At 65.0% G+C, this 25,426-nt stretch carries 28 protein-coding genes and 4 tRNA genes; 12 read left to right on the top strand and 20 right to left on the bottom strand.

All coding sequences use genetic code 11. From position 1 onward, the window contains the following. Positions 1 to 433: 433 nt before the first annotated feature. Together AC0MAZ_RS07495 and AC0MAZ_RS07490 are read right to left on the bottom strand one after the other, a co-directional pair. A tRNA-Thr gene (locus tag AC0MAZ_RS07495) sits at positions 434 to 509 on the bottom strand. A gap of 58 nt (positions 510 to 567) precedes the next feature. Further along, positions 568 to 978: a pilin gene (locus AC0MAZ_RS07490; protein WP_062575174.1), complete on the bottom strand. Its 411-nt coding sequence runs from the start codon at positions 976 to 978 to the stop codon at positions 568 to 570. 227 nt (positions 979 to 1,205) lie between these two features. On the opposite strand from AC0MAZ_RS07490, the gene AC0MAZ_RS07485 reads away from it, so the two are divergent. The 5 genes from AC0MAZ_RS07485 (at position 1,206) to AC0MAZ_RS07465 (ending at position 4,563) form a co-directional block, all read left to right on the top strand. Beyond that, positions 1,206 to 2,414, top strand: coding sequence for a type II secretion system F family protein (locus AC0MAZ_RS07485; RefSeq protein WP_475860784.1), 1,209 nt, complete (start codon positions 1,206 to 1,208; stop codon positions 2,412 to 2,414). 2 nt (positions 2,415 to 2,416) lie between these two features. Next, positions 2,417 to 3,283 carry a prepilin peptidase gene (locus AC0MAZ_RS07480; protein WP_475860783.1) on the top strand — a complete coding sequence of 289 codons (867 nt, stop codon included), beginning with the start codon at positions 2,417 to 2,419 and terminating at the stop codon, positions 3,281 to 3,283. Next, positions 3,283 to 3,906 carry a dephospho-CoA kinase gene (coaE, locus tag AC0MAZ_RS07475; protein ID WP_011535704.1) on the top strand — a complete coding sequence of 208 codons (624 nt, stop codon included), beginning with the start codon at positions 3,283 to 3,285 and terminating at the stop codon, positions 3,904 to 3,906. Before AC0MAZ_RS07480 ends, coaE begins: the two co-directional genes overlap by 1 nt. Beyond that, positions 3,903 to 4,103 carry a DNA gyrase inhibitor YacG gene (gene yacG, locus AC0MAZ_RS07470; RefSeq protein ID WP_011535705.1) on the top strand — a complete coding sequence of 67 codons (201 nt, stop codon included), beginning with the start codon at positions 3,903 to 3,905 and terminating at the stop codon, positions 4,101 to 4,103. The genes coaE and yacG overlap by 4 nt, the downstream gene beginning before the upstream one ends. A gap of 211 nt (positions 4,104 to 4,314) precedes the next feature. Then, positions 4,315 to 4,563: a hypothetical protein gene (locus tag AC0MAZ_RS07465; RefSeq protein WP_050703676.1), complete on the top strand. Its 249-nt coding sequence runs from the start codon at positions 4,315 to 4,317 to the stop codon at positions 4,561 to 4,563. A gap of 249 nt (positions 4,564 to 4,812) precedes the next feature. Here the strand turns inward: AC0MAZ_RS07465 and AC0MAZ_RS07460 are convergent, their stop codons facing one another. Continuing rightward, positions 4,813 to 5,520: an energy-coupling factor ABC transporter permease gene (locus AC0MAZ_RS07460; protein ID WP_247284005.1), complete on the bottom strand. Its 708-nt coding sequence runs from the start codon at positions 5,518 to 5,520 to the stop codon at positions 4,813 to 4,815. An 86-nt stretch (positions 5,521 to 5,606) separates the two neighbouring features. Between AC0MAZ_RS07460 and AC0MAZ_RS07455 the strand changes: the two genes are divergently transcribed. From AC0MAZ_RS07455 to AC0MAZ_RS07440, 4 genes are all read left to right on the top strand, one after another. Beyond that, on the top strand, positions 5,607 to 6,038 hold the full coding sequence (locus AC0MAZ_RS07455) for a hypothetical protein (RefSeq protein WP_203648037.1): 432 nt from the start codon (positions 5,607 to 5,609) through the stop codon (positions 6,036 to 6,038). Between the two features lie 55 nt (positions 6,039 to 6,093). After that, complete coding sequence (locus AC0MAZ_RS07450; RefSeq protein ID WP_110739751.1) at positions 6,094 to 6,723, top strand: DUF1780 domain-containing protein; 630 nt, start codon at positions 6,094 to 6,096, stop codon at positions 6,721 to 6,723. A gap of 132 nt (positions 6,724 to 6,855) precedes the next feature. Then, a complete protein-coding gene (locus AC0MAZ_RS07445; RefSeq protein ID WP_050703672.1) occupies positions 6,856 to 7,029 on the top strand; it encodes a DUF3094 family protein in 174 nt (57 codons plus the stop codon). A gap of 84 nt (positions 7,030 to 7,113) precedes the next feature. Beyond that, entirely contained in the window at positions 7,114 to 8,409 is a 1,296-nt protein-coding gene (locus AC0MAZ_RS07440; protein WP_110739752.1) for an NAD(P)/FAD-dependent oxidoreductase, read from the top strand. Between the two features lie 124 nt (positions 8,410 to 8,533). Here the strand turns inward: AC0MAZ_RS07440 and AC0MAZ_RS07435 are convergent, their stop codons facing one another. The 7 genes from AC0MAZ_RS07435 to rluD form a co-directional block, all read right to left on the bottom strand. Then, on the bottom strand, positions 8,534 to 9,070 hold the full coding sequence (locus AC0MAZ_RS07435) for a dihydrofolate reductase family protein (RefSeq protein ID WP_203648038.1): 537 nt from the start codon (positions 9,068 to 9,070) through the stop codon (positions 8,534 to 8,536). A 101-nt stretch (positions 9,071 to 9,171) separates the two neighbouring features. Further along, positions 9,172 to 9,247, bottom strand: a tRNA-Lys gene (locus AC0MAZ_RS07430). 6 nt (positions 9,248 to 9,253) lie between these two features. After that, positions 9,254 to 9,330 (bottom strand) — tRNA-Pro (locus AC0MAZ_RS07425). 4 nt (positions 9,331 to 9,334) lie between these two features. Beyond that, positions 9,335 to 9,410: transfer RNA gene (locus AC0MAZ_RS07420), tRNA-Asn, on the bottom strand. A 471-nt stretch (positions 9,411 to 9,881) separates the two neighbouring features. Then, positions 9,882 to 12,446: an ATP-dependent chaperone ClpB gene (gene clpB / locus AC0MAZ_RS07415; protein ID WP_475860782.1), complete on the bottom strand. Its 2,565-nt coding sequence runs from the start codon at positions 12,444 to 12,446 to the stop codon at positions 9,882 to 9,884. A gap of 250 nt (positions 12,447 to 12,696) precedes the next feature. Further along, positions 12,697 to 13,437 carry a peptidoglycan editing factor PgeF gene (gene pgeF, locus AC0MAZ_RS07410; protein ID WP_475860781.1) on the bottom strand — a complete coding sequence of 247 codons (741 nt, stop codon included), beginning with the start codon at positions 13,435 to 13,437 and terminating at the stop codon, positions 12,697 to 12,699. After that, on the bottom strand, positions 13,434 to 14,396 hold the full coding sequence (gene rluD, locus AC0MAZ_RS07405) for a 23S rRNA pseudouridine(1911/1915/1917) synthase RluD (RefSeq protein WP_203648040.1): 963 nt from the start codon (positions 14,394 to 14,396) through the stop codon (positions 13,434 to 13,436). Before rluD ends, pgeF begins: the two co-directional genes overlap by 4 nt. A gap of 149 nt (positions 14,397 to 14,545) precedes the next feature. Between rluD and AC0MAZ_RS07400 the strand changes: the two genes are divergently transcribed. After that, the gene (locus tag AC0MAZ_RS07400; protein WP_050703667.1) at positions 14,546 to 15,565 is read left to right on the top strand and encodes an outer membrane protein assembly factor BamD; all 1,020 of its coding nucleotides are present in this window, start codon (positions 14,546 to 14,548) and stop codon (positions 15,563 to 15,565) included. A 94-nt stretch (positions 15,566 to 15,659) separates the two neighbouring features. Then, positions 15,660 to 15,890: a PP0621 family protein gene (locus AC0MAZ_RS07395; RefSeq protein ID WP_050703666.1), complete on the top strand. Its 231-nt coding sequence runs from the start codon at positions 15,660 to 15,662 to the stop codon at positions 15,888 to 15,890. 150 nt (positions 15,891 to 16,040) lie between these two features. Here AC0MAZ_RS07395 and thiO read toward each other — a convergent pair whose 3' ends face one another. Genes thiO through AC0MAZ_RS07370 form a run of 5 tightly spaced genes read right to left on the bottom strand, consistent with a single transcriptional unit; the run spans position 16,041 to position 19,035 of the window. After that, complete coding sequence (gene thiO / locus AC0MAZ_RS07390; protein WP_475860780.1) at positions 16,041 to 17,138, bottom strand: glycine oxidase ThiO; 1,098 nt, start codon at positions 17,136 to 17,138, stop codon at positions 16,041 to 16,043. Positions 17,139 to 17,191: 53 nt separating this feature from the next. Next, entirely contained in the window at positions 17,192 to 17,584 is a 393-nt protein-coding gene (locus tag AC0MAZ_RS07385; RefSeq protein WP_475860779.1) for a type IV pilin protein, read from the bottom strand. Position 17,585: 1 nt separating this feature from the next. Further along, positions 17,586 to 18,056 (bottom strand): hypothetical protein, encoded by a 471-nt coding sequence (locus AC0MAZ_RS07380; RefSeq protein WP_203648043.1) that lies wholly within the window; start codon positions 18,054 to 18,056, stop codon positions 17,586 to 17,588. Then, the gene (locus AC0MAZ_RS07375; protein ID WP_475860778.1) at positions 18,053 to 18,700 is read right to left on the bottom strand and encodes a PilW family protein; all 648 of its coding nucleotides are present in this window, start codon (positions 18,698 to 18,700) and stop codon (positions 18,053 to 18,055) included. Before AC0MAZ_RS07375 ends, AC0MAZ_RS07380 begins: the two co-directional genes overlap by 4 nt. Continuing rightward, a complete protein-coding gene (locus AC0MAZ_RS07370; RefSeq protein ID WP_475860777.1) occupies positions 18,697 to 19,035 on the bottom strand; it encodes a hypothetical protein in 339 nt (112 codons plus the stop codon). Before AC0MAZ_RS07370 ends, AC0MAZ_RS07375 begins: the two co-directional genes overlap by 4 nt. Before the next feature lie 158 nt (positions 19,036 to 19,193). On the opposite strand from AC0MAZ_RS07370, the gene AC0MAZ_RS07365 reads away from it, so the two are divergent. Next, a complete protein-coding gene (locus tag AC0MAZ_RS07365) occupies positions 19,194 to 19,643 on the top strand; it encodes a GspH/FimT family pseudopilin (protein ID WP_475860776.1) in 450 nt (149 codons plus the stop codon). A gap of 1 nt (position 19,644) precedes the next feature. Here AC0MAZ_RS07365 and ispH read toward each other — a convergent pair whose 3' ends face one another. The 5 genes from ispH to ribF are packed head-to-tail and all read right to left on the bottom strand — an operon-like array spanning position 19,645 to position 25,320. Further along, the gene (ispH, locus tag AC0MAZ_RS07360) at positions 19,645 to 20,589 is read right to left on the bottom strand and encodes a 4-hydroxy-3-methylbut-2-enyl diphosphate reductase (protein WP_028689902.1); all 945 of its coding nucleotides are present in this window, start codon (positions 20,587 to 20,589) and stop codon (positions 19,645 to 19,647) included. Between the two features lie 14 nt (positions 20,590 to 20,603). Further along, entirely contained in the window at positions 20,604 to 21,041 is a 438-nt protein-coding gene (locus AC0MAZ_RS07355; protein ID WP_023629753.1) for an FKBP-type peptidyl-prolyl cis-trans isomerase, read from the bottom strand. Further along, on the bottom strand, positions 21,034 to 21,549 hold the full coding sequence (gene lspA, locus AC0MAZ_RS07350) for a signal peptidase II (protein ID WP_203648045.1): 516 nt from the start codon (positions 21,547 to 21,549) through the stop codon (positions 21,034 to 21,036). Before lspA ends, AC0MAZ_RS07355 begins: the two co-directional genes overlap by 8 nt. After that, entirely contained in the window at positions 21,542 to 24,373 is a 2,832-nt protein-coding gene (gene ileS / locus AC0MAZ_RS07345; protein ID WP_475860775.1) for an isoleucine--tRNA ligase, read from the bottom strand. The genes lspA and ileS overlap by 8 nt, the downstream gene beginning before the upstream one ends. Continuing rightward, positions 24,370 to 25,320 (bottom strand): bifunctional riboflavin kinase/FAD synthetase, encoded by a 951-nt coding sequence (gene ribF, locus AC0MAZ_RS07340; protein ID WP_232857370.1) that lies wholly within the window; start codon positions 25,318 to 25,320, stop codon positions 24,370 to 24,372. Before ribF ends, ileS begins: the two co-directional genes overlap by 4 nt. Positions 25,321 to 25,426 lie beyond the last annotated feature (106 nt).

The following is a 25,426-nucleotide window of genomic DNA, read 5'->3' as shown; positions in this document are numbered from 1 at the left end:
GCCCCAGCCCACCCCACGAGGAACCAACGTTGGTGAAATCATGATCGATTGGGCAAAAGAAAAGGCGACCCTTGTGGGGTCGCCTTCGGATGTCAATGAGGCTGTAGTCGCAGCGATTCTTTAGTTTCCGGATCTACGATCCTTAAGGTCAGAACCCAGTCAAATCAACGGCCATATGGTGGGGCCTATCGACTGTCCCTACGTCAGTGAGTGCCAGCTTCACTGCTGCCGGATTCGGGGGGCCAATTACTGGCAAGCCATGCCCAAACATGCGCGTTTGCAGTCCTCGGTGCTCATCCTCGAAGATTTGCCTGGATAGGTCAAACCACCGGTACTCGGTAATTTGTTTCAGCGGGCGACTCGCTTGCCCTGGGCCTATCGCCTTTTGCGAGGCGCAAAAAAGGCCTGCATCGCTGCAAGCCTTCTTGATTTCTGGTGCCGGAGACAGGAATCGAACCTGCGACCTTCGCGTTACGAGTGCGCTGCTCTACCGACTGAGCTACACCGGCGTGTTGCGCAACGTACCATTGCCGTGCTCGTTACGCAAACCCCTGTTTCACCTCACTTTCACGGCGCCTTGCAGCCATTCGGCGCGAGGTCTTCCTCCACCGTGGTCACGCAGCTCCACCCTGCCTGGGTGCGGGCCAGGGTCACGGTCTTGCCCAGCACATTGGCCGGTGCGTCGGCCAGGGTGCAGGCGATGCTGGCGGTGCCGTCGGCCGCCGTGCCGCTGGCGGTGATCGCGCAATGGGCGGTGGCGGGCTGGCCGCCGAGGCTGGCGACGTCGGGCACGTCCTTGCCTTCGTTCAGGCGGATGTCCATCGGCGTTTTCAGTGCGGAGATTTCCAGCAGCGCCGCGGCGGCTTTGGCGCGGGCCTGGTGGTTGGTGTACATGGGGATGGCGATGGTCGCCAGGATGCCGATGATCGCGACGACGATCATCAGTTCGATCAGGGTGATACCTCGTTGCCCTTTCATGAACGGTCTTCCTTCGTAATACATGGAGGCGCGGTCGGCGCATTTCATCTTGGGTTGCGCCCCGGCCGGCAGGCGCGCAGTAGGCCTGAACCGACACCTTTTGTCACCCCTGCACGGCAGGGCATCATCTTCGCTGAACTACTCTAGTGAGCGTCATGGAAACGCGCCCGCCCTCGGGCCCGGCAAGCTGTAACGGGGCTTGTCGCCGCACTGCAAAGGACCTTCGCATGCCACCGTCTACCCGCCTCTACGCCTGGGAGGGCATCGATGCCTCCGGCGCTCGTCAACACGGCCAGCAACCGGGGCGCAGCCCGGCGTTCGTGCAGGCCTGGCTGCAACGCCAGGGCATCCGGGCCACGCGGGTGAGGTTGGCGGGTGGGTTGCAGTGGCGTTGGCCGCAGCGGGCGGGCAAGGCGGATGCGCCGGGGTTCAGTCGGCAGCTGGCGACCTTGCTGACGGCGGGGGTACCGTTGCTGCAGGCGTTCGAGGTGATGGCGCTCAGCACGGTGGACAGCGGCATGGCGGCGTTGCTGGCGCGGTTGAAACAGGATGTGGCGGCGGGGCTTGGGCTGGCGGAGGCGTTGCAGCGGCATCCGGCGTGGTTCGATGCGCTGTACTGCAACCTGGTGCGGGTGGGCGAGCAGTCGGGCACGCTGGACCGGCAACTGGAGCAGATGGCGGGGATGTTGGAGAAGCGCCAGGCGCTGCGGCAGAAGGTGCGCAAGGCGATGCTGTATCCGGCGCTGTTGCTGCTGACCGGCCTCGGGGTGGCGGCGTTGTTGCTGTTGGAGGTGGTGCCGCGCTTTCAGGGGCTGTTCGCCAGTTTCGACAAGGCGCTGCCGGCGTTCACCCAGTGGGTGATCGATTTATCCACAGGGCTGGGCAATCACGTGGGGTGGCTGGTGCTGTTGATAACTGTGTTGGGGGTTGGCGGGCGGGAGGCTTATCGGCGGCATCTGCCGGCGCGGCTGTGGATGGTGCGCTGGGGGCTGCGGGTGCCGGTGGTTGGCACCTTGCTCGGGCAGGCGGCGTTGGCGCGGTTTGCGCGCAGCCTGGCGACCTCTTATACAGCGGGCGTGGCGTTGCTGGATGCGCTGGCAACGGTGGCGCCGGTCAGTGGCAACTGCCTGCATGAGCGGGCGATCCTGGCGTTGCGCCAGGGCGTGGCCAATGGGGCCAGCCTGCAACAGGCGATGGAGGCGGACGGGCTGTTTCCGCCGCTGCTGCGCCAGCTGGTGGCGGTCGGTGAGGCCAGCGGCACCCTCGACACCATGCTGGACAAGGCCGCGCTACATTACGAAGAGCAGGTGAGCCAGACGCTGGAGCAGTTGACCACGCTGCTGGAGCCGGCCATCGTGCTGATCCTCGGGCTGCTGGTGGGGGGCCTTGTCGTGGCGATGTACTTGCCGATCTTCCAGTTGGGTAGCCTGATCTGAACATGAATGCCTGGGCCGTCGTCATCGATCATCCGCCGTTCTTTTATGCCCTGGCCGCGGTGCTGGGGTTGCTGGTGGGCAGTTTTCTCAATGTGCTGGCGTATCGGCTGCCGCTGATGCTCGAGCGCCAGTGGCAGCGCGAGGCGCAGGAGGTGCTGGGGCTGCCGCAGGCCGAGCACGAGCGCTTCGACCTGTGTTTGCCGGCGTCGCGTTGCCCCCATTGCCAGCGCCCGATCCGGGCGTGGGAAAACATTCCGGTGCTGAGTTACCTGGCCTTGCGCGGGCGTTGCTCGGGGTGCAAGGCGCGGATCAGTGCGCGTTATCCACTGGTGGAACTGGCCACCGCCCTGCTGTCGCTGCTGGTGGCGTGGCATTTCGGGCCGGGCGTGGAGGCGCTGGCGGTGATGCTGCTGACCTGGGGGCTGATCGTCTTGAGCCTGATCGATGCCGAGCACCAGTTGCTGCCGGATGTGCTGGTGCTGCCGCTGTTGTGGCTGGGGCTGGTGGTCAACGCCTTCGGGCTGCTGGTGCCGCTGGCCGATGCAGTGTGGGGTGCTGTGGCGGGTTATCTGAGCCTGTGGACGGTGTACTGGGTGTTCAAGCTGGTGACCGGCAAGGAGGGCATGGGCTTTGGCGACTTCAAGCTGCTGGCCATGCTCGGGGCCTGGGGTGGTTGGCAGATTTTGCCGCTGACCTTGATGCTGGCCTCCCTGGTTGGGGCGCTGATCGGGCTGGCGCTGGTACGGTTGAAACGTACGCAAATGGGCGCTGCATTGCCTTTCGGGCCTTATCTGGCCATTGCGGGGTGGATCGCATTGCTCTGGGGTGATGAAATAGTCGCTTCTTACCTGCAACTGCTTGGAACCTGATGAGCACAGCGCCTTTCACCCCCTGGATTCTCGGCCTGACCGGCGGCATCGGCAGCGGCAAGAGCGCCGCCGCCGAGCGTTTCGTCGAGCTGGGCGTGCACCTGGTCGATGCCGACCAGGCCGCGCGCTGGGTTGTCGAGCCGGGGCGCCCTGCCCTGGCCCGTATCGTCGAGCGCTTCGGCCCCGGCGTGCTGCTGGAGGACGGCCAGCTCGACCGTGGCGCCCTGCGCCAGCAGATCTTCGCGGATCCTGCGCAACGGCAATGGCTGGAGCAGCTGCTGCACCCGCTGATCGGCCAGGAGATCTTCAGCTACCTGGCCAAGGCCGAGACGCCCTATGCGGTGTATGTGTCGCCGCTGTTGATCGAGTCGGGGCAGTTCAGCAAGACCCAGCGCATATTGGTGATCGATGCGCCGACCGAGTTGCAGGTGCAGCGCACCCTGCAGCGGGACAACACCAGCCCCGAGCAGGTGCAGGCGATTCTCAAGGCCCAGCTGGCCCGGGAAGAGCGCCTGCGCCATGCCGATGACGTGGTGGTCAACGATCGTGACCTGCAATCACTGCACGACGAGATCGACCGCCTGCACCACTTTTACCTGACTTTGCGAGGAGGCCAGCCATGAGCCAGCCGATGACCGTTGATTGCCCAACCTGTGGGGCGCCCGTGGAATGGGGGGAGAAGAGCCCGTTCCGGCCGTTCTGCTCGGACCGCTGCAAGCTGATCGACCTGGGGGCCTGGGCGGCCGAGGAGCACAAGATCGCGGGGGCCGAAGAGTCCGAGGATGAGTTGTATTCGGGGGATCTGGAGCCGCGGCACTAAGCTGGGCTTGGTGGTGTGAGCACCACCGCAATCGCGGGGCAAGCCCGCTCCCACGCCGGTCGTCCATTAACTGGGAGGCCGGCGTTCAAGCCTCAGACATTTCTTACCTGTTAATCAGACCGCGCTGAATAGGCGCTCGCCCTATCCATTGGCATCGTTCGATGCACCAGCCATTCTCCCTTGCTGCTGGTCATCCGAGCAGGACGCCAACATGCCAGAACTGTATTTCATCGCTTACGGATTGGCGGCAGGCGTACTGCTCGACTGGCTGTGCCGCCCTAAAGGGTTGCGAAGGGCTGTGTACATCATCTTCATGGTGGTCGGCATCACCACTTGCTCCCAATTGGGTGAACGGCAAGTGCTGCAGCTCGATGGCGGCCTGTGGGGGATGTTGTTCATGCTGGTCGGCCAGCGCTTGCTGTTCAAACGCTCACGCTATTTTCGTGATGATTCGGATTGAGAAACGACAGGCCGAGGTCACTCAATCGCGGGTGAACCCGCTCCCACAGGGAATTGCGTCACCTCTACATGACCGTGGGATGCCGCGGTCGCGAATGGGCGGCCATGTGGGCCCACCCATCATTCATTGAATTAGCAGGGACCTGTGGGAGCGGGTTTACCCGCGAACACCGGCAAAGCCGGTGCCATGCACCGAGTCGCCTGCTTCGCGGGTGAACCCGCTCCCACAGGACCCGGACATGGATTCATGTCAGCGCTCTTCATCCTTCCAGGGCGCCTGCAAATATCGGCTGCGGTTAAACGTCTCCAGCCACTCGGGGCAGAACACCACCAGGGCACTGATCACGGTGCCATTGATAAACGCCTCGGGGAACATCATCAGCCACAGGTAGCCAACAAAGTCGCTCAGCCACTCCGGCATGGCGAACCGCTCGTCCATCCACAACACCCCCAGCCCGGCCGCCAGGCACACCAGCACGGTCAGCGCGGCAGGGAAGAACCCGCAACAGAAGATATACACGAACAGGTTACGCGGCTGGGCGCGCTCGACCAGGATTGCGCACACCTCGGTGACCAGCACCGGCAAGCCGACGATCAGCAGACCGTTGACGCCAATGGCGGCGAGGTCCTGGCGACCGAGCAGCAACAGGCCGAGCTGGGCCAGGAAGCCACCGAGCACCGCCAGCGGCCAATCCAACAGCAAGGTGACGGCAGTCATGCCGATGAAGTGGTACGACACACCGGTATCGAAATCGCGCCGCACCAGCCACAACACAAACAAGCAGAACACCGTGCCAAACAGCAAGTGCTGGCGGCGGGTATCGGTAAACAGCTCCACCCAGCGCGTGCGGCTGGCGGCCCAGACCAGCAGGGGCACGTAACCGAGCCAGCCAAGGGTGAGGCTGGTGCTGGACAAGACCTGTGCGCTGATCACCTGAACAATATCCCTGTCGGCCATGTGGACAAGCCTGAGTCTACACCCATTCTCCCTTTCGTCCGGTTGCTATAGGCTGACACCTCCTTTCGCTGCAGGACGCATCCCCGATGACCGAAGGCATCAACCTACCCTTGCTGCTGGGCGCGCTGTTCAGCGCCATCGCGGGGGTACTGCACCTGATGGTCATCGCCGTGGGCCCGCGCTGGTACCGTCTGTTCGGCGCAGGCGAGCGCATGGCCCGGGCCGCCGAGCAAGGGCGCGCCTACCCTGCCCTGGTCACCCTGGTGATCGCATCGGTACTGCTGGTCTGGGCCGCCTACGCGCTATCGGCAGCCGGTGTGATCGCGCCCTTGCCATTGCTGATGCCGATCATCTGCCTGATCACCCTGGTGTACCTGGCCCGTGGCCTGCTGGGGCCGCTGTTGCTGGCCGGAACCGGGCGCAGCCGGCGTTTCATTGCGGTCAGTTCGGCGATCTGCGTGGGCGGTGGGCTGCTGCACTTGTTCGGAGTCGTGCAGCAGTGGCTGACGCTGGGCTGATTCCCACGCACAAACAGCATCTTACCGTCATCAATTAGCGACTAAGCTTGTCCCCATGGATGACTCAGACTACCTGCGCCTGCTTACCATCCAGGCCGAACAAGCCAATGCGTTCCTGTCCAATGCCCGCAAATGGGAACGCGAGCGTTGGGTCTGCCAGCGCCTGCTGCAAGGGCTGAACATTCCCTACCGCAGCGAGGACTTCACCCCGGCCGGGCAGGAGCCGCCGGACGTACTGTTCCGCGACGCGGCGTTCGAGGTGTTCTTCGTGCTCGACGAGGGCCGGCGGCTCAACGATGAATGGCGCGAGGAGCTGCAACGGCGGCGCAGCGCGTTTTCCCTGGCCCAGCTGGTGCGCCGCGAGCAGCGGCCCCGGCGGATCAGCGCCCAGGAACTGCTGGCGCGCCTGGCGCCCACCTTGCGCAAGAAATCGCACAACTACCGCGAACGCGGGCTGGACCTGGGCGAGCTGGACATCATCGCCTTCTCCAGCCTCAAGCGCGAAGTGCTCGACCTCAACAGCCATTTCCCGCCGCCCACCGAATATCTGCGCCAGGGCTGGCGGTCGCTGTCGCTGGTGGGGCCGACCTTCGCAAGGGTGCTGTTCGCCCACCCGGACGCGCCGGATTTCCTGCGCGGCAACCTGGGGCGCAGCATCGTGTTCGACGTAGGTATCAGTCTTTGATCCAGTGCCGGGTGTCTTTGCGATCACGTACACTCGGCGCCAGGGATAGAAAGCATTATCATTCGACCTATGCGTTTGCGTGAACGCTGTGGCGTACACGCAGTCACAAACGTCTATCTGACGAGGCCCACCATGACCAGCCGCCTGAATCCCGAAGATCAGCGTCGCGTCGATGAGTATCTGAGCGCGCCCCAGCATCAAGTCGAGCGCAGGCCCTTCCGGCCGTTGCTGCTCCTGTTGTTGGTGGTGGCCGTGACCATCGGTCTGGGCCTGTTGAGCCGCCTGCTGAGTGGACTGGTGCTATGAGCTGCCTTGCGCTCGCCCGCCCCTCATGCCGGACGCGGCCGGACCTTGTGTCCACGAATTCCGTAAAACTTGTGAGATATCCCCATGACTCATCGCATCGTGATTGTCGGCGGCGGCGCCGGCGGCCTGGAACTGGCGACCCGCCTGGGTAAAAGCCTGGGCAAGCGCAAACAGGCCGAGATCACCCTGGTTGATGCCAACCTGACGCACATCTGGAAGCCCCTGCTGCACGAAGTGGCGGCCGGTTCGCTGAACTCCTCGGAAGACGAACTGAACTACGTGGCCCAGGCCAAGTGGAACCACTTCAACTTCCAGATGGGCCGCATGAGCGGCCTGGACCGTGAAAGCAAGCTGATCCAGCTGGCCGCGACCCTCGACGACGAGGGCCGTGAGCTGTTGCCTGCGCGCACCATCGGCTACGACAGCCTGGTGATCGCCGTGGGCAGCAACACCAACGACTTCGGCACCCTGGGCGCGGCGCAGCACTGCCTGTTCCTCGACAGCCGCAAGCAGGCCGAGCGCTTCCACCAGCAGCTGCTCAACCATTACCTGCGTGCCCACGCGGGTGATGTGGCCAGCGAGAAGATCAGCGTGGCCATCGTCGGTGCCGGCGCCACGGGTGTCGAGCTGGCGGCCGAGCTGCACAACGCCGCCCACGAGCTGGCGGCCTATGGCCTGGACAAGATCCAGCCGAAAGACATGCACATCACCCTCATCGAGGCCGGCCCACGGGTGCTGCCGGCGCTGCCGGAGCGCATCAGCGTGCCGGTGCACAAGACCCTGGAAAAACTCGGGGTGACGGTGATGACCAACGCCGCGGTCAGCGAAGTGACCGAGGATGGCCTGAAGACGGCGGCCGGCGAAGTGATCCAGGCCAGCCTGAAGGTATGGGCGGCGGGCATTCGCGCGCCGGGCTTCCTCAAGGACATCGACGGCCTGGAAACCAACCGCATCAACCAGCTGGTGGTGCGCCCGACCCTGCAGACCACCCGCGACGACAATATCTTCGCCTTCGGCGACTGCGCCGCCTGCCCGCAGCCGGGCAGCGACCGCAACGTGCCGCCACGGGCCCAGGCCGCGCACCAGCAGGCTTCGCTGCTGGCCAAGAGCCTGAAGGCGCGCCTGGAGAACAAGGCGCTGCCGACCTACGAGTACAAGGACTACGGCTCGCTGGTATCGCTGTCGCGCTTCTCGGCGGTGGGCAACCTGATGGGTAACCTGATGGGCAGCGTGAAGCTGGAGGGCTGGCTGGCGCGGATGTTCTATGTGTCGCTGTACCGGATGCACCAGATGGCGTTGTATGGGTTCTTCCGCACGGCGATGATGATGCTGGGTAGCAAGATTGGGCGTGGGACTGAGCCGCGACTCAAACTGCACTGAGGCTTTGAGATTTTGGGGCTGCTGCGCAGCCCTTTCGCGGCACAAGGCCGCTCCTACAGGGGGACGCGATCGCCTGTAGGAGCGGCCTTGTGCCGCGAAAGGGCCGCACAGCGGCCCCTGCGATTCACCTGACCACGCGATACGTGCTCTGCACAAACCCACTCTCGTAACTGGTCGTCTTCATGTGCTGCAACAGCACATCCTTCGCCAAATCCCCGAACAACGGAATCCCCTGCCCCAGCAGCACGGGAATGCGGGTGATGGTCATCTCGTCCACCAGCCCCTCGCGCAAGAACCCCTGAATCAGCTTGCCGCCATCCAGGTACAGGCTTTTTGCGCCCGTCGCCTGCAGGTGCTCCAGTAACGCCGGGATCGGCCCGGGGTGCAGCTCGACCTGCCCCGATACGCCCTTGGGCAAGGCCTCAAGGGTGCTGCTGACCACCACAACACGCGTATCCGGATACGGCCACTCACCAAAGGTCATGACCTTGTCGAAGGTCCCGCGCCCCATCACCAGCGTGTCGACGCCCGCCATGAACCCGGCGTAGCCATGGTCGTCGGTGGATTGGGTGGCGCCCATCAGCCAATCGAGGCCGCCGTCTTCACGGGCGATGTAGCCATCCAGGCTGGTGGCGATGAAAACACGGGCTTTGAGGGACATGCGTGGCGCTCCTGCGGGCAAAGGCCACAGGGTAGCAAGGGTGGGAATATAAATCGCGGACAAAAGAAAAAGGGCATCTCATTCGAGATGCCCTTTTTACATGGTGGGTCGTGTAGGATTCGAACCTACGACCAATTGGTTAAAAGCCAACTGCTCTACCAACTGAGCTAACGACCCGGAAAATGGTCGGGGTGAGGGGATTCGAACTCCTGACATCCTGCTCCCAAAGCAGGCGCGCTACCGGACTGCGCTACACCCCGAGATTGGCTCCGCGACCTGGACTCGAACCAGGGACCCAATGATTAACAGTCATTTGCTCTACCGACTGAGCTATCGCGGAACTGAACTTCGGTACATCTTTACTGCTTCGAAGTCTGTGTTAGCTTCGAACTCTTTAGCTGCTTCGCTTTCGCGTTGTCGCTGCTGAGGCCGGCTATTCTACATTCTTCGTTTTGCTTGTCAACCACTTTTTTTCGTTCAACTTACTGATTTGTAAGTTGTTTTGCGATCCCCGATGTTGCTGGTGATTCGCTCAGTGCCTGACAGCGGGGCGAATATTAGGGGCACTCTGAATTTTGTGCAAGCATTTTTTTCAAAAATTTCAGCAAGTTATCTGGAAAGCCCGAAAAGGCCCGGTTTTTCTGGGCCTGTACCGGCCTCTTCGCGGGTAAACCCGCTCCCACAGGTACCGCACCACGATCAAAGCTTGTGAGATCCCTGTGGGAGCGGGCTTGCCCGCGAAGAGGCCAGCACAGGCAAACACATAAAAAAGAGCCCCGCATGTGCGGGGCTCGTCCATGGCTGCTAATGATCAGGCGAAGACGATTTCTTCGCCATGCACCTTCGCGGTGATCGCCGCACCCGGCAGGAACTCGCCAGACAGGATCAACTGCGCCAGCGGGTTCTCGATCCAGCGCTGGATCGCACGCTTGAGCGGCCGTGCGCCATACACCGGGTCGTAACCGACGGCGATCAGCTTGTCCAACGCCTCCGGGCTCAGGCTCAGGCTCAACTCGCGCTCGGCCAGGCGACCGCGCAGGCGGCCGAGCTGGATCTCGGTGATACCAGCGATCTGCTCGCGGCCCAGGGGCTCGAACACCACCACTTCGTCGATCCGGTTGATGAACTCCGGACGGAAGTGCGAACCCACCGCGTCCATCACCGCCGCGCGCTGTGCCTCGCGATCACCGGCCAGTTCCTGGATCTGCGCCGAGCCCAGGTTGGAGGTCATCACGATCACCGTGTTGCGGAAGTCCACGGTACGGCCGTGGCTGTCGGTCAGGCGGCCGTCTTCCAGCACCTGCAGCAACACGTTGAACACATCCGGGTGGGCCTTCTCCACCTCGTCGAGCAGCACCACCGAGTACGGCTTGCGGCGCACGGCCTCGGTCAGGTAGCCGCCCTCTTCATAGCCCACGTAGCCTGGTGGAGCGCCGATCAGGCGAGCCACGGAGTGTTTCTCCATGAACTCGGACATGTCGATGCGCACCATGGCCTCTTCGGTGTCGAACAGGAACTCGGCCAGCGCCTTGCACAGCTCGGTCTTGCCCACGCCGGTGGGCCCAAGGAACAGGAACGAGCCGCTGGGGCGGTTCGGGTCGGACAGCCCGGCGCGGGAACGGCGCACGGCGTTGGCCACGGCGGTCACCGCCTCGTCCTGGCCGATCACCCGCTCATGCAGCAGGCTTTCCATCTTCAGCAGCTTCTCGCGCTCACCCTCGAGCATCTTGGCCACCGGGATACCGGTCCACTTGGACACCACTTCGGCAATCTCTTCCTCGGTGACCTTGTTGCGCAGCAGCTGGTTGTCGGTCTTGCCGTGCTGGTCGACCATCTGCAGGCTGCGCTCCAGGTCCGGGATCACCCCGTACTGCAGCTCGGCCATGCGGCTGAGGTCGCCCTTGCGGCGGGCGGCTTCCAGCTCCTGGCGCGCCTGCTCGATCTTCTGCTGGATCTGCGCCGAGCCCTGTACCTCGGCTTTTTCCGAGGCCCAGATCTCTTCGAGGTCGGCATACTCGCGCTCCAGGCGGTCGATTTCCTCGGTCAGTTTCTCCAGGCGTTTCTTCGCCGCTTCGTCTTCTTCTTTCTTCAGCGCCTGGGATTCCACCTTCAGCTGGATCAGGCGACGGTCGAGGCGGTCGAGCACTTCCGGCTTGGAGTCGATCTCCATGCGGATACGGCTGGCCGCTTCGTCGATCAGGTCGATGGCCTTGTCCGGCAGCTGGCGGTCGGTGATGTAGCGGTGGCTGAGCTTGGCCGCGGCGATGATCGCGCCGTCGGTGATGGCCACCTTGTGGTGCACTTCATAGCGTTCTTTCAGGCCGCGCAGGATGGCGATGGTGTCTTCCTCGCTCGGCTCTTCCACCAGCACCTTCTGGAAGCGGCGCTCGAGGGCGGCGTCCTTCTCGATGAACTGGCGGTATTCGTTGAGCGTGGTGGCGCCAACGCAATGCAGCTCGCCACGGGCCAGGGCCGGCTTGAGCATGTTGCCGGCGTCCATGGCGCCCTCGCCCTTGCCGGCGCCGACCATGGTGTGCAGTTCGTCGATGAACAGGATGATCTGGCCTTCCTGCTTGCTCAGTTCGTTGAGCAGGCCCTTGAGGCGTTCTTCGAACTCGCCGCGGTACTTGGCGCCAGCGATCAGCGCGCCCATGTCCAGGGCCAGCAGGCGCTTGCCTTTCAGGCCGTCGGGCACCTCGCCGTTGATGATGCGCTGGGCCAGGCCCTCGGCGATGGCGGTCTTGCCCACGCCGGGCTCGCCGATCAGCACCGGGTTGTTCTTGGTGCGGCGTTGCAGCACCTGGATGGTGCGGCGGATCTCGTCGTCACGGCCGATCACCGGGTCCAGCTTGCCTTCTTCGGCGCGCTTGGTCAGGTCGACGGTGTACTTGTCCAGGGCCTGGCGCGATTCCTCGGCGTTGGCGTCGTTCACCGCCGCGCCGCCGCGCAGGTTGTTGATGGCGTTCTCCAGGGCCTTCTTGCTCACGCCCTGGCCGAGCAGCAGCTTGCCGACCTTGCTGTTCTCGTCCATGGCGGCGAGCAGCACCAGTTCGCTGGAGATGAACTGGTCGCCCTTCTGCTGGGCCAGGCGGTCGGCCTGGTTGAGCAGGCGCGCCAGGTCCTGGGACATGTTCACATCGCCCGTGGGATTCTGGATTTTCGGCAGTTGGTCGAGCTCCTTGGTCAACGCCTTGCGCAGGCTGTTGATGTCGAAGCCGACCTGCATCAGCAGCGGCTTGATCGAACCGCCCTGCTGGTCGATCAGCGCCTGCAGCAGGTGCAGGGGCTCGATGGCCGGATGGTCCATGCCCACGGCCAGGGATTGGGAGTCGGATAACGCGAGTTGCAGCTTGCTGGTCAGTCGGTCTATTCGCATGGGGGATACCTTCCTTTAAAGGGCAGGCGGAGCGATGGACAGCACCTGTAATGAAGAACCTGCCTGAGATGACCAATAGATAAGGGTGATTCTGGAAGATTCAAGCGTAGCGGGGTTGACACGAGTCAGCCTGAAGGTTCGGCGCTGGGTTCTTCGCGGGTAAACCCGCTCCCACAGGATCTCCACAGCCCTTCAGCACACCACACAGCCCCTGTGGGAGCGGGTTTACCCGCGAAGGGGCCGGTACAGGTCAGCGCGGCTGCAGCCAGACCAACGAAGCGAAGCGCCCACCCTGCGGAGTGCGACGATAGGAGAAGAAACGCGGGTCACTGACCGTGCAGAACCCGCCACCATAAACGGCGGTAACGCCACGCGCCGCCAGGCGGATCCGCGCCAGCTGGTAGATATCGGCCATCAGCTTGCCAGGACGCTCGCCGTCAACAAAGGCTGCGGCGGCCTCGGGATGCACGGCGGTAAAGGCATCGCGCACTTCCATGCCCACCTCGAACGCCTGCGGCCCGATGGCCGGGCCCAGCCACACCATGACCTCTTCAGGCGCCAGCGCCAGGCGGTCGAGGGCGGCCTCCAGCACGCCACCGGCCAGCCCGCGCCAGCCGGCATGGGCAGCTGCCACACGGGTACCGGCACGGTCGCAGAACAGCGCAGGCAGGCAATCGGCGGTCATCACGGTGCAGGCAATGCCCGGCTGGTCCGTCCAGCTGGCATCGGCTTCGGCAACCACGGCGGGGTTGGCATCCGCCACCACCAACCCATGCACCTGCTTGAGCCAGGCCGGCTGGATGGCGAATTCGTCGCTCAGGCGACGACGGTTCTCGGCGACCGCCTGCGGGTCATCGCCCACATGGTCGCCAAGATTGAAGAATTCGTAGGGCGACAGGCTGACGCCGCCCTCGCGGGTGGTGACGCAGGCGCGAACCGAGGCCGGGGCCGGCCAGTCGGGGAGGATCAGCGACTGCGCCAGGCCACTCATCCGATGAAGCTCTCGCGGTCCTGGTCGAGCAGCGACAGCAACCACTGGAAGTCATCCGGCAACTCCGACTTCCACTCCATGCGCTCACCCGTGGTCGGGTGGTCCAGCGCCAGGAAACGCGCGTGCAGGGCCTGACGCGGGAAGTGCTTGACCGCCTCGACCATGGCCACGCTGGCGGCCGGCGGGATGCGGAAGCGTGCACCGTAGGTCTGGTCGCCGACCAGCGGATAGCCGACATGTGCCATGTGCACACGGATCTGGTGGGTGCGCCCGGTTTCCAGCTTGACCCGCACATGGGTGTGCGAACGGAAGCGCTTGAGCACGCGGTAGTGGCTGACGGCCGGCTTGCCGCCCTCGGTCACCGCCATGCGCTGGCGCTCGCCGCCGTGACGGCCGATCGGCGCGTCGATCTTGCCGCCGGCGATCACCACGCCGACCACGATGCACTCGTAGATGCGGCTGACCGAACGTTTTTGCAGCTGGTCGACCAGGTTGGTCTGCGCCTGCAGGGTCTTGGCCACCACCATCAGACCGGTGGTGTCCTTGTCCAGGCGGTGCACAATGCCGGCGCGCGGCACGTTGACGATGTCCGGCACATGGTGCAGCAGGGCGTTGAGCAAGGTGCCATCGGGATGACCGGCCGCCGGGTGGACCACCAGCCCGGCGGGCTTGTTGATCACCAGGATCTGGTCGTCCTCGTAGACGATGTCCAGCTCGATGTCCTGAGCCACCCATTCGCCCTGGGCCTCCTGCTCGGCTTCGAGGGCCAGGATGGAGCCGGTGTGGACGGTGTCGCGCGGTCGCAGCACCGCGCCATCGACGGTCAGGCGGCCATCTTTGATCCACGAGGACAGGCGCGAACGCGAGTACTCGCCGAACAATTGGGCGGCGACCTGGTCGAGGCGTTGGCCGCCCAGTTCGGACGGGACCTCTGCGCTAAGTTGAATGATCTCGGACATGCTCGAATCGACGGGCGTTCAGCCTTTGGTTTCGGCTGCGCGCTTGTGGTTAAATACGGCTTCTTTTGCCCCGGGGTTTGGCCGGGGGCGCTCATCATAACAGGACGGCACCGCCCAAGACAGCGGCCGTCAAAGGGACGCAAGCCGCCATGCAAGTGAAACACCTGCTGCTGATCGCCATCCTCGGGCTCACCGCTGCCTGTTCCTCGAACAAGGAAGTCATTGACGAGAACCTCAGCGAGGCCGAGCTGTACCAGCAGGCGCAGGCCGACCTGGACAACTCCAGCTACACCAGCGCCGTGAACAAGCTCAAGGCCCTGGAATCGCGCTACCCGTTCGGCCGCTACGCCGACCAGGCCCAGCTCGAGCTGATCTACGCCAACTATAAAAACTCCGAGCCCGAGGCCGCCAAGTCCGCCGCCGAGCGCTTCATCCGCCTGCACCCGCAGCACCCGAACGTCGACTACGCCTACTACCTCAAGGGCCTGACCTCGTTCGACCAGGACCGTGGCCTGCTGGCGCGCTTCCTGCCGCTGGACATGACCAAGCGTGACCCGGGCGCCGCCCGCGACTCGTACAACGAGTTCGCCCAGCTGACCAGCCGCTTCCCCAACAGCCGCTACGCCCCGGACGCCAAGCAGCGCATGATCTACCTGCGCAACCTGCTGGCCTCCTACGAGATCCACGTGGCCAACTACTACCTGAGCCGCGAGGCCTATGTGGCCGCCGCCAACCGTGGCCGCTACGTGGTCGAGAACTTCCAGGAAACCCCGTCGGTGGGTGATGGCCTGGCGGTGATGGTCGAGTCGTACCAGCGCATGCACCTGGACGAACTGGCGGCCACCAGCCTCGAGACCCTCAAGCTCAACTACCCGAACCACCCGAGCCTGGTCGATGGCCAGTTCGTCGCCAAAGTGGATGAAAACGGCAACCGCTCGTGGCTGTCCAAGGCCACCCTGGGCCTGATCGACACCCAGGCGCCGCTGCCACCGGGCGAGACCCGCGCCAACCAGGACGTGGTCAAGCAGTTCCAGGATGCCCGCTCCGAGATTCCGCAGGAGCTGCTGCCCAAGGACGAGAACGGCGACCCGATCCTGCCGGAAGGTCCGAAGGAAGCCGAGAAGGACCGCTCGTGGTTCAGCTACATGACCTTCGGTCTGTTCGACTGATACCACGCACGCAAAGAAAGGGAGGCCCGAGGCCTCCCTTTTTTCATGCCTGCGTCCTAGACTGTCGGCTTCTTTTCTCGACAAGCTGGACACCATGGTTCGCCTACTCTTCTGGATCGCCCTGATCGCCGCCGCGTTCTGGCTGTGGCGCAAGTTCAAGACCAGTCAGCAATCACCTGCTGAGCCGCGCCTGCAGGACCCGCTGAAGATGGTGCGCTGCGCCCATTGCGGCGTGCACCTGCCCAATGACCGGGCGTTGCAGCGTGGCCAGGAGTGGTACTGCAGCCAGCAGCATCTGGAACAAGGGCCAGGCCAGCAACGCTAACAGCCTACACGCCCTCTCTCTGTAGGAGCGGCCTTGTGCCGCGAAAGGGCTGCGTAGCGGCCCCAGGATTTGAGCGTTGACGCAAAGATCGCCGGGGCCGCTTTGCGACCCTTTCGCGGCACAAGGCCGCTCCTACAGTGGGTTATGCGCTCAGCCCAACCGCCCCTCAGGCGCATACGGCGCCGGATCGATGATCGGCTCGCGCCCCAGCAGCAAATCACCGAACAGCTGGCACGACGCCGGCGCCAGCACCAGCCCGTTGCGGTAATGCCCGCAGTTCAGCCATAGCCCTTCATGCCCCGGCACCACGCCGATATACGGGATACCTTCCGGCGAGCCAGGACGCAGGCCAGCCCAATGCCCGACCACCTCGGCATCCGCCAGCGCCGGCAGCAACTCCACCGCCGAGGCCTTCAGGCTCTCCAACGCATCCCCGGTCGGGGTCTTGTCGTAGCCGGCATGCTCCAGCGTACTGCCCACCAGGATATGCCCGTCGCGACGCGGGATCGCATAGCGCCCCTTGGCCAGGACCATGCTCGGCAAGAAGTCCTCGGCGCACTTGAACAGGATCATCTGCCCCTTCACCGGCTCCACCGGCAGCGTCAGCCCGAGGGTCTGCAGCAGGTCGCCGCTCCAGGCTCCGGCACTGAGCACCACATCGTCGGCGGCGATCACTCCGTCCTCGGTCTGCACACCGGTAACGCGGCCACCTTCATGGACGAACCCGCTGATCTGGCAATGCTCGCGCAGGGTCACGTTCGGCAACGCCTGCAACGCGGCCTTCAGCGACTTCACCAGGCGCGGGTTGCGCACGTTGGCCACGCCCGCCATGTAGATGGCATGGCGGTAACCCGGGCCAAGCACCGGCACGGCGTCGTAGGCCGCCGAGATATCCACTGCGCTGAGCGGGCGATGCTCACGCGCGGCCCAGGCCAGGGCCTCGGCTTCGTCATCCAGGTCCAGCCAGTAGAGCCCGGTGGTGTGCACCTCGGGGTCGACCCCGGTGCTGGCGAACAGGCGCTCGCCCAGCTGTGGATAAAAATCCTGCGACCAGTGCGCCAGGGCGGTCACCGCCGGGCTGTAGCGCCACGGGTACAGCGGCGAGACGATCCCGCCACCGGCCCAGGACGACTCCCGCCCCACCTCGCCCTGGTCGCACACCACCACCCGATCGACATCCGCCGCCAGGTTGAACGCGGTCAGCAGGCCGATGACACCGCCGCCAACAATCACTACTTGCTTGCTCATGGTTCGATCCAACACCTGAAGTAATTCCACGGTGCCTGGGCACCTCATGATCTTCAGCTTCCCCAGCACGCCTGGTCGCCCGCGCCCGTGTTATCGCGCACGCCCGCCTGGTCGAGCAGGAAGTCGCCGCAACGGTCGTCCGCCATGAAAGCCTCGGGCACACGGCTGGCGCGCAGGCTGAACCGGTCAGTGTCGCGCCAGGCCTGCAGACGGTAGTAGCGTGTGCCCGTGGGCAACACGGTGGTCAGTTGCTCGTTGTCGGCATAACCGCCCACGCGGGCGCGGTGCTGCTCCAGGCGCAATGCCGCGTCCTGCAGCAGGCCGACCGCTTCGCTTCGCGCGGCGCGCCGCAACTGGTCGCTGTAGCTGGGGTAGGCAATGGCTGCCAGCATGCCGATCAGCGCCACGACAATCAATAATTCGATCAGACCAAGGCCGCGCTGCATCTCAGCCCTCCCCCAGGCGCTGGCGCCAGCTGATCCGCTTCACCGCGCCGTCATCGTCGATGGCATAGACCGCCTCCAGCAGTTGCCGCGCGCGGGTTTGAAGGCCCACCGCCGTCACCCGGACCAGCGTCAGCCTGTCCCCGACGGGCTGGCCCGCGACACGCAGGCTGTCTCCCAGGGTTTGCAGGTAAACGAAGCCACTTTGGGTCGCCAGCCAGGGTGGGGAAGGCTGCGTATCAGGTGGACTTGGCGGCGGACAGGCCTGACATGGGACCGGGATGCCGCCTGCCAGCAGTTCCACACCTTCGAGCAAGGCTGCCTCCGCCTGCTCGAAGGCTCGTGCGCCGGCCAGTTGATCGCCTGCCTGGCGTTGCTGCAATAGTGCCTCCCGCAGCGCCAGGGTTGCCAGCAGGCCGAACAGCAGGCTCAGGATCAACGCCAGCACCAGCACGATGCCACGCTGCCCCGTCACGACTCGGCTCCCGGGTTGCGCAGGGCCACGCTCAGCGAATGCTGCTGCTCGAGCCCATGCTGCCGGTCATCCAGGGTCAGGCGGATATCCAGGCGCTCGCCCGCGCCCGCCTCGACACGGTTGACCTCCAGCGCCCGCACCTGGTCGATGAGACTGGCATGCTGCGCATTGCTGGTGAGCATCAGGCTGCCGTTGCGCACCCGATAGGTCACCCGGCGCACCGGCAGCGCCAGCAACTCGCCGTCCCCGACGTGCTGCCCGGGCTGCACCCGCGCCCAACTGCGGCAGTCGCTGAGCACGGTCCAGTCCGGGCTGCCGAGCAACCCGGGCAACTCGGCGCCGACCAGGGTCAGGCTGTCGCCCATGATCTCAATGGGCGAGGCGAAAGCCTGGGCCGCGCCAGGATCGGCAAAGTCCTCGGCTTCAAGACGCAGGCAACCGAACATCCCCGCCTGGCGAATATCCTCGGCCATTCGCTGCAAGGCCAGGCGGGCGTCATCCTGCAGGCGCGCCGCCGCACCTTGCAGTTGCAAGGCCTGATACGCCGAGACGAATACCTGGCCGGCGGCCACCAGCAGCATCAGGCCCAGCACCAGGGCCAGCAGTGCCTCGACCAGGCCCAAACCCGCCTGCCGGCGCCTCATGGCAGCACCCTGCCCTGCACGCTCAGCGACTGCCGGCCCTCGCCCAGGCCCGGCCAATCGACGTCCAGCACCAGCACGCCCCCGGCCAGGTTCATGCGCCCGTGCGCCGCACCACCGAGCACCAGGGTCAGGCGCGACTGCCAGGCTGCTTCCTCGCCCGCCTCGAGCGCCCCGGCAGCCCTGACCCGCTCCAACATGCCCTGGGCCAATTGCAGCACCTGCGCTTCCCGCCGAGCCCCCTCGACCGCCTGTAGGCCACGCAGTTGCAAGGCCGCCGATGCGAACAACCCCAGCGTCAGCACCGTGCCAGCCAGCAGCACCTCCAGCAGCGTCATGCCCCCTTCCCTCGCCCCCATAACCCCCTCCTGGGATCTTTCCTAGGCCGCAACCCGAACCGGCCGACTGGCGCCTTTGTTGGGCGTCCTGGAAGCTACAGAGAAGCACTTCCAGGGAGGAATGCAGCGTGGGGCAACAAGGCGTAACACTGATACAAATGATGTTCGCATTGGGCGTGCTGAGCCTTCTGACACACCAGGGTATATCGGCCTACAGCAAGTTCAGCGATGAGCTTTACCTCGGTGCCGTGGCCAGGGAGCTGGCACAGGCCCTGCGCGGCGCCCGTAATCAGGCGGCGCTAAGGCACCAGGCCGTGCTGGTCAGGCCGCTGGAGGAGGATTGGGGCAAGGGCTGGCGGGTGGTGCTGGAACAAGATGGCGAGCTGTTGCAGGCGCACCGCCTGCACAGGCCGCTGAGGATTGCCACGACCTCGGACCGGGTCGTGAGGTTCAGCGCCCGGGGGGCGCCGCTGGGGGTGGGCTTCGTCGGCATCACGCTGGACATCTGCCCGCGCACCACCCTCGACAGCCGTCATCAGGTGGTGCTCAGCCCCAGTGGCCGGGTCAGCCTGCGCAGCGACGAGGGCCGCCGCTGTGCACCGGACTGACTCAGATCGAGCGGACCCGCAGCTCCTTGGGCATGGAGAAGGTGATGTTCTCCTCGCGCCCGTCGAGCTCTTCGGCGCCGGTCGCGCCCCAGGCCTTGAGCTGGTCGATCACACCACGCACCAGCACCTCCGGTGCCGAGGCCCCGGCGGTGATGCCAATGCGCTCGGCCCCGTCGAACCAGCTGCGTTGCAGGTCCTCGGCGCCGTCGATCAGGTAGGCCGGGGTGCTCATGCGCTCGGCCAGCTCGCGCAGGCGGTTGGAGTTGGAGCTGTTGGGGCTGCCGACCACCAGTACCACGTCGCACTCGTCGGCCAGTTGCTTGACGGCATCCTGGCGGTTCTGGGTGGCGTAGCAGATGTCGTCCTTGCGCGGGCCGCCGATGTTCGGGAAGCGTTCGCGCAGGGCGTCGATCACCCGGCTGGTGTCGTCCATCGACAGGGTGGTCTGGGTGACGAAGGCCAGGTGGTCGGGGTTGCGCACCTGCAGCCTGGCGACATCGTCCTCGTCCTCGACGAGGTAGATGGCACCGCCGTTGCTGGCGTCGTACTGACCCATGGTGCCTTCGACTTCCGGGTGCCCCTCGTGACCGATGAGGATGGTCTCACGGCCGTCGCGGCTGTACTTGGCAACCTCGATATGCACCTTGGTCACCAGCGGGCAGGTGGCGTCGAACACCTTCAGGCCACGGCCGGCGGCTTCCTGGCGCACGGCCTGGGAAACGCCATGGGCGCTGAAGATGACGATGACGTCGTCCGGCACCTGGTCCAGCTCTTCGACGAAGATCGCGCCACGGTTGCGAAGGTCCTCGACCACGAACTTGTTGTGCACCACTTCGTGGCGCACATAGATCGGCGGGCCGAAGACTTCCAGGGCGCGGTTGACGATCTCGATCGCCCGGTCGACCCCCGCGCAGAAGCCGCGCGGGTTGGCGAGTTTGATTTGCATGCTCGGCTCCAGGCTCACACGGCCTTCACGTCGAGGATCTGCACCTCGAAGTTCAGGGTCTTGCCAGCCAGTGGATGGTTGAAATCGATGGTCACCTGGTTGTCGTCGAACGCCTTGACCACGCCCGGAAGCTCGGTGTTGGCGGCGTCGTTGAAGATCACCAGCAGCCCTTCGGACAGCTCCATGCCTTCGAACTGCGAGCGCGGCATCACCTGCACGTTCTGCGGGTTGTGCTGGCCGAAGGCGTTCTCCGGGGCGATGCTCAGCTTGCGCTGGTCACCGGCCTTGAAGCCGAACAGGGCGTTCTCGAAGCCCGGCAGCAGGTTGCCGTCGCCGACCTTGAACGTGGCCGGGGCCTTGTCGAAGGTGCTGTCGACGGTGTCGCCGTTTTCCAGGTGCAGCGCGAAGTGCAGGGTGACTTCGGTGTTCTGGCCAATGCGGGTCTCAGTCATGGACGGCTTCCTCGGACTTCTTGCTCTTGAACATGTCCAGCGCCAGCATCACCGCGCCCACGGTGATCGCGCTGTCGGCCAGGTTGAAGGCCGGGAAGTAGTAGCGGTTCTGCCAGTGCACCAGGATGAAGTCGACCACATGGCCCAGCACGACGCGGTCGTACAGGTTGCCCAGCGCGCCGCCCAGCACCAGGGCCAGGGCCACGGCCAGCCAGGTCTCGTTGCGCCCCAGGCGCTTGAGCCAGACCACCAGCACGGCGCTGACCACCACGGCGATCAGCGCGAACAGCCAGCGCTGCCAGCCGGAGCTGTCGGCCAGGAAGCTGAACGCCGCGCCGGTGTTGTAGGCCAGGGTCCAGCTGAAGTAGTCGGGAATGACCACGATCTGCTGGTACATGGTCAGCGCGCTGTCGAAGTACAGCTTGGTGGCCTGGTCGAGGACCAGGACCACCAGGCTCAGCCAGAGCCAGGCAAGGCGCCCGAAGCGCCCCGCGGAAGCGTTAGGCATAGTGGCGCACCTCGCCGGAGCCGCTCAGGTTGTCGACGCAACGGCTGCAGATCTCCGGATGCTCCGGGTGGCTGCCGACGTCGGCGCGGAAGTGCCAGCAGCGACCGCACTTGGCGTGACCGGACTTGACGACTTTCAGCTTGAGGCCTTCAACTTCGGTTGTCACCGCGTCGGCGGGTGCCTGGACGAACGGCACGACACTGGCGGCCGAAGTGATCAGCACGAAGCGCAACTCGTCGCCCAGCTTGTTCAAGTCGGCGCTCAGGGCGTCGTCGGCGAACAGGGTGACTTCGGCCTGCAGGTTGCCACCGATGGCCTTGGCCGCGCGCTGGTTCTCCAGTTCCTTGTTGACCGCGGTCTTGGCGGCCATGATGCGTTCCCAGTACTCGCGCCCCAGCTCGAAACCTTCCGGCAGTTCGCTCAGGCCTTCGTACCAGGTGTTGAGCATCACCGACTCGTTACGCTCGCCCGGCAGGTACTGCCACAGCTCGTCGGCGGTGAACGCCAGGATCGGCGCGATCCAGCGCACCAGTGCCTCGGAGATGTGGAACAGCGCGGTCTGGCAGGAGCGGCGGGCGACACTGTTGGCGCCAGTGGTGTACTGGCGGTCCTTGATGATGTCGAGGTAGAAGCCGCCCAGCTCCTGCACGCAGAAGTTGTGGATCTTCGAGTAGACGTTCCAGAAACGGTACTCGCCATAGTGCTCTTCCAGCTCGCGCTGCAGCAGCAGGGTGCGGTCGACCGCCCAGCGGTCCAGGGCCAGCATGTCTTCGGCCGGCAGCAGGTCGCGGGCCGGGTCGAAGCCGGACAGGTTGGAGAGCAGGAAGCGCGCGGTGTTGCGGATGCGGCGGTAGGCGTCGGCGCTACGCTGCAGGATCTGATCGGAAACCGCCATCTCGCCGGAGTAGTCGGTGGCCGAGACCCACAGGCGCATGATGTCGGCACCCAGGGTGTCGTTGACCTTCTGCGGCTCGATGGTGTTGCCCAGCGACTTGGACATCTTGCGGCCGTTCTCGTCCACGGTGAAGCCGTGGGTCAGCAGCTCGCGGTACGGCGCGTGGCCGTCGATGGCGCAACCGGTCAGCAAGGATGAGTGGAACCAGCCGCGGTGCTGGTCGGAGCCTTCCAGGTACAGGTCGGCGCGCGGGCCGGTGGCGTGGCCGATGTCGTGGGAGCCGCGCAGCACGTGCCAGTGGGTGGTGCCGGAGTCGAACCACACGTCGAGGGTGTCGGTGATCTTGTCGTATTGGCCGGCTTCGTCACCGAGCAGCTCGGCGGCGTCCAGCTTGAACCAGGCCTCGATGCCTTCTTTCTCGACGCGCTGGGCCACGGCCTCCATCAGTTCGACGGTGCGCGGGTGCAGCTCGCCGGTCTGCTTGTCGAGGAAGAACGGGATCGGCACGCCCCAGTTGCGCTGACGCGAGATGCACCAGTCAGGACGGTTGGCGATCATCGAATGCAGGCGCGCCTGGCCCCAGGCCGGAACGAACTTGGTCTCTTCGATGGCCTTGAGCGCGCGCTCGCGCAGCGGCTCGCCGGTGCTCGGCTGCTTGTCCATGCCGACGAACCACTGCGCGGTGGCGCGGTAGATCAGCGGGGTCTTGTGGCGCCAGCAGTGCATGTAGCTGTGGCTGATGGTCTCGGTGTGCATCAGCGCGCCGACTTCGCTGAGCTTGTCGACGATGGCCGGGTTGGCCTTCCAGATGAACTGGCCGCCGAAGAACGGCAGCGACTCGACGTACACGCCGTTGCTCTGCACCGGAGTGAGGATGTCGTCGTTGACCATGCCGTAGCGCTTGCAGGTGACGAAGTCGTCTTCACCGTAGGCCGGCGAGGAATGCACCACGCCGGTGCCGGCGCCCAGCTCGACGTAGTCGGCCAGGTAGATCGGCGACAGACGGTCGTAGAACGGGTGGCGGAAGTTGATCAGCTCCAGGGCCGAGCCCGGAGCGGTGGCGATGACCGAACCTTCCAGGTTGTAGCGCTTGAGGCACGACTCGACCAGCTCTTCGGCCAGCACCAGCAGGCGCTCGCCGGTATCGACCAGGGCGTACTTGAAGTCCGGGTGGATGTTCAGCGCCTGGTTGGCCGGGATGGTCCACGGGGTGGTGGTCCAGATCACGATGGCGGCGGGCTTGGCCAGCGCGCCCAGGCCGAAGGCGGCGGCCAGCTTGTCGGCATCGGCCACCGGGAAGGCGACGTCGATGGTCTGGGATTTCTTGTCGGCGTACTCGACCTCGGCTTCAGCCAGGGCCGAGCCGCAATCGAAGCACCAGTTCACAGGCTTGAGGCCCTTGAACACGAAGCCTTGCTTGACCATCTCGGCCAGGGCGCGGATTTCACCGGCCTCGTTGGCGAAGTTCATGGTCTTGTAGGGGTTGTCCCAGTCACCCAGCACGCCCAGGCGGATGAACTCGGTCTTCTGCCCTTCGATCTGCTCGGCGGCGTACTCGCGGCACAGCTCGCGGGTACGGTCGGCGGTCAGGTGCTTGCCGTGGGTGACCTCGACCTTGTGCTCGATCGGCAGGCCGTGGCAGTCCCAGCCCGGCACGTACGGCGCGTCGAAGCCGGACAGGGTCTTGGAGCGGACAATCATGTCCTTGAGAATCTTGTTCAGCGCATGACCGATGTGGATCTTGCCGTTGGCATAGGGCGGGCCGTCGTGCAGGACGAACTTCGGACGATCCTTGCCAATCTCGCGCAGCTTCCGGTACAGGCCAATGCTGTCCCAGCGCTGCAGGATCTGCGGTTCGCGCTGAGGCAGGCCGGCCTTCATGGGGAAGGCGGTGTCCGGAAGGTTAAGCGTGGCTTTGTAGTCGGTCATTTCAGGCTCTTCGTTAGCGGTTGAGCGTGCCAGTGGGCACGTGCGGCGGCGATGTCCGCGTCGATCGCCGACTTCAGCGCCTCCAGGGAGGCGAAACGCTGCTCTTCACGCAGCTTGTGGTGGAATTCCACCGTCAGGCGCCGGCCATACAGGTCGCCGGCGTAGTCCAGGAGATGAATCTCCAGGTGAGGACGCCCGTCACCGGCGACGGTGGGGCGCACTCCGATATTGCCGACACCCGGCCAGGCCTTGCCGTCGATTTCGATGCTGGCCAGGTAGACCCCGGACAGCGGCACGCGACGGCGCTTGAGCTGGATGTTGGCGGTGGGGGTGCCGAGCTGGCGGGCCAGCTTCTGGCCGTGCAGCACGCGCCCGGTGATACGGTACGGACGCCCCAGCAGGTGCTCGGCCAGCTCGAAGTCGCCTTCGGCCAGTGCCTTGCGCACTTCGGTGCTGCTGACCCGCAGGCCGTCCTGAACCACGGTGTTGGCCGCCTCGACGCTGAAGCCGTGGCGCTTGCCGGCTTCGGAGAGGAAGACGAAGTCGCCGGCGCGGTCGCAGCCGAAACGGAAATCGTCGCCCACTTCGAGGTGGCGCACGCCCAGGCCATCGACCAGCACCGCCTTGACGAACTGTTCGGCGCTGAGCTGGCTCAGGCGCTGGTTGAACGACAGGCACAGCACCCGGTCGATGCCCTCACCGGCCAGCAGCTCGACCTTGTCGCGCAGGCGGGCCAGGCGCGCCGGGGCGCTCTGCGGGGCGAAGTACTCGCGCGGCTGCGGCTCGAAGATCACCACGCAGGTGGGCAGGCCCAGTTCCTGACCGCGTTCGCGCAGGCGTGCGAGGATCGCCTGGTGGCCGCGGTGGACCCCGTCGAAGTTGCCAATGGTGGCGACACAGCCCCGGTGCTCGGGGCGCAGGTTGTGAAGACCTCGAACCAGCTGCATAACGCGCTTCTTGCTCATAAAGTGGCCGATTATAACCACACCCGGGCGCTGGTGACAGGCAGCAGCGGCCCCATGGGGCGTGGAATGCGAAAAACCGACGCCTGAC

It is taken from the genome of Pseudomonas sp. A (assembly GCF_056270345.1).
This window is presented reverse-complemented; position numbering and strand designations above follow the sequence as displayed.

Coding starts and splice junctions, on each gene's coding strand:
- AC0MAZ_RS07490 (WP_062575174.1), bottom strand. CDS start 978: ATGAAAGGGCAACGAGGTATCACCCTGATCGAACTGATGATCGTCGTC.
- AC0MAZ_RS07485 (WP_475860784.1), top strand. CDS start 1,206: ATGCCACCGTCTACCCGCCTCTACGCCTGGGAGGGCATCGATGCCTCC.
- AC0MAZ_RS07480 (WP_475860783.1), top strand. CDS start 2,417: ATGAATGCCTGGGCCGTCGTCATCGATCATCCGCCGTTCTTTTATGCC.
- coaE (WP_011535704.1), top strand. CDS start 3,283: ATGAGCACAGCGCCTTTCACCCCCTGGATTCTCGGCCTGACCGGCGGC.
- yacG (WP_011535705.1), top strand. CDS start 3,903: ATGAGCCAGCCGATGACCGTTGATTGCCCAACCTGTGGGGCGCCCGTG.
- AC0MAZ_RS07465 (WP_050703676.1), top strand. CDS start 4,315: ATGCCAGAACTGTATTTCATCGCTTACGGATTGGCGGCAGGCGTACTG.
- AC0MAZ_RS07460 (WP_247284005.1), bottom strand. CDS start 5,520: ATGGCCGACAGGGATATTGTTCAGGTGATCAGCGCACAGGTCTTGTCC.
- AC0MAZ_RS07455 (WP_203648037.1), top strand. CDS start 5,607: ATGACCGAAGGCATCAACCTACCCTTGCTGCTGGGCGCGCTGTTCAGC.
- AC0MAZ_RS07450 (WP_110739751.1), top strand. CDS start 6,094: ATGGATGACTCAGACTACCTGCGCCTGCTTACCATCCAGGCCGAACAA.
- AC0MAZ_RS07445 (WP_050703672.1), top strand. CDS start 6,856: ATGACCAGCCGCCTGAATCCCGAAGATCAGCGTCGCGTCGATGAGTAT.
- AC0MAZ_RS07440 (WP_110739752.1), top strand. CDS start 7,114: ATGACTCATCGCATCGTGATTGTCGGCGGCGGCGCCGGCGGCCTGGAA.
- AC0MAZ_RS07435 (WP_203648038.1), bottom strand. CDS start 9,070: ATGTCCCTCAAAGCCCGTGTTTTCATCGCCACCAGCCTGGATGGCTAC.
- clpB (WP_475860782.1), bottom strand. CDS start 12,446: ATGCGAATAGACCGACTGACCAGCAAGCTGCAACTCGCGTTATCCGAC.
- pgeF (WP_475860781.1), bottom strand. CDS start 13,437: ATGAGTGGCCTGGCGCAGTCGCTGATCCTCCCCGACTGGCCGGCCCCG.
- rluD (WP_203648040.1), bottom strand. CDS start 14,396: ATGTCCGAGATCATTCAACTTAGCGCAGAGGTCCCGTCCGAACTGGGC.
- AC0MAZ_RS07400 (WP_050703667.1), top strand. CDS start 14,546: ATGCAAGTGAAACACCTGCTGCTGATCGCCATCCTCGGGCTCACCGCT.
- AC0MAZ_RS07395 (WP_050703666.1), top strand. CDS start 15,660: ATGGTTCGCCTACTCTTCTGGATCGCCCTGATCGCCGCCGCGTTCTGG.
- thiO (WP_475860780.1), bottom strand. CDS start 17,138: ATGAGCAAGCAAGTAGTGATTGTTGGCGGCGGTGTCATCGGCCTGCTG.
- AC0MAZ_RS07385 (WP_475860779.1), bottom strand. CDS start 17,584: ATGCAGCGCGGCCTTGGTCTGATCGAATTATTGATTGTCGTGGCGCTG.
- AC0MAZ_RS07375 (WP_475860778.1), bottom strand. CDS start 18,700: ATGAGGCGCCGGCAGGCGGGTTTGGGCCTGGTCGAGGCACTGCTGGCC.
- AC0MAZ_RS07370 (WP_475860777.1), bottom strand. CDS start 19,035: ATGACGCTGCTGGAGGTGCTGCTGGCTGGCACGGTGCTGACGCTGGGG.
- AC0MAZ_RS07365 (WP_475860776.1), top strand. CDS start 19,194: ATGATGTTCGCATTGGGCGTGCTGAGCCTTCTGACACACCAGGGTATA.
- ispH (WP_028689902.1), bottom strand. CDS start 20,589: ATGCAAATCAAACTCGCCAACCCGCGCGGCTTCTGCGCGGGGGTCGAC.
- AC0MAZ_RS07355 (WP_023629753.1), bottom strand. CDS start 21,041: ATGACTGAGACCCGCATTGGCCAGAACACCGAAGTCACCCTGCACTTC.
- lspA (WP_203648045.1), bottom strand. CDS start 21,549: ATGCCTAACGCTTCCGCGGGGCGCTTCGGGCGCCTTGCCTGGCTCTGG.
- ileS (WP_475860775.1), bottom strand. CDS start 24,373: ATGACCGACTACAAAGCCACGCTTAACCTTCCGGACACCGCCTTCCCC.
- ribF (WP_232857370.1), bottom strand. CDS start 25,320: ATGCAGCTGGTTCGAGGTCTTCACAACCTGCGCCCCGAGCACCGGGGC.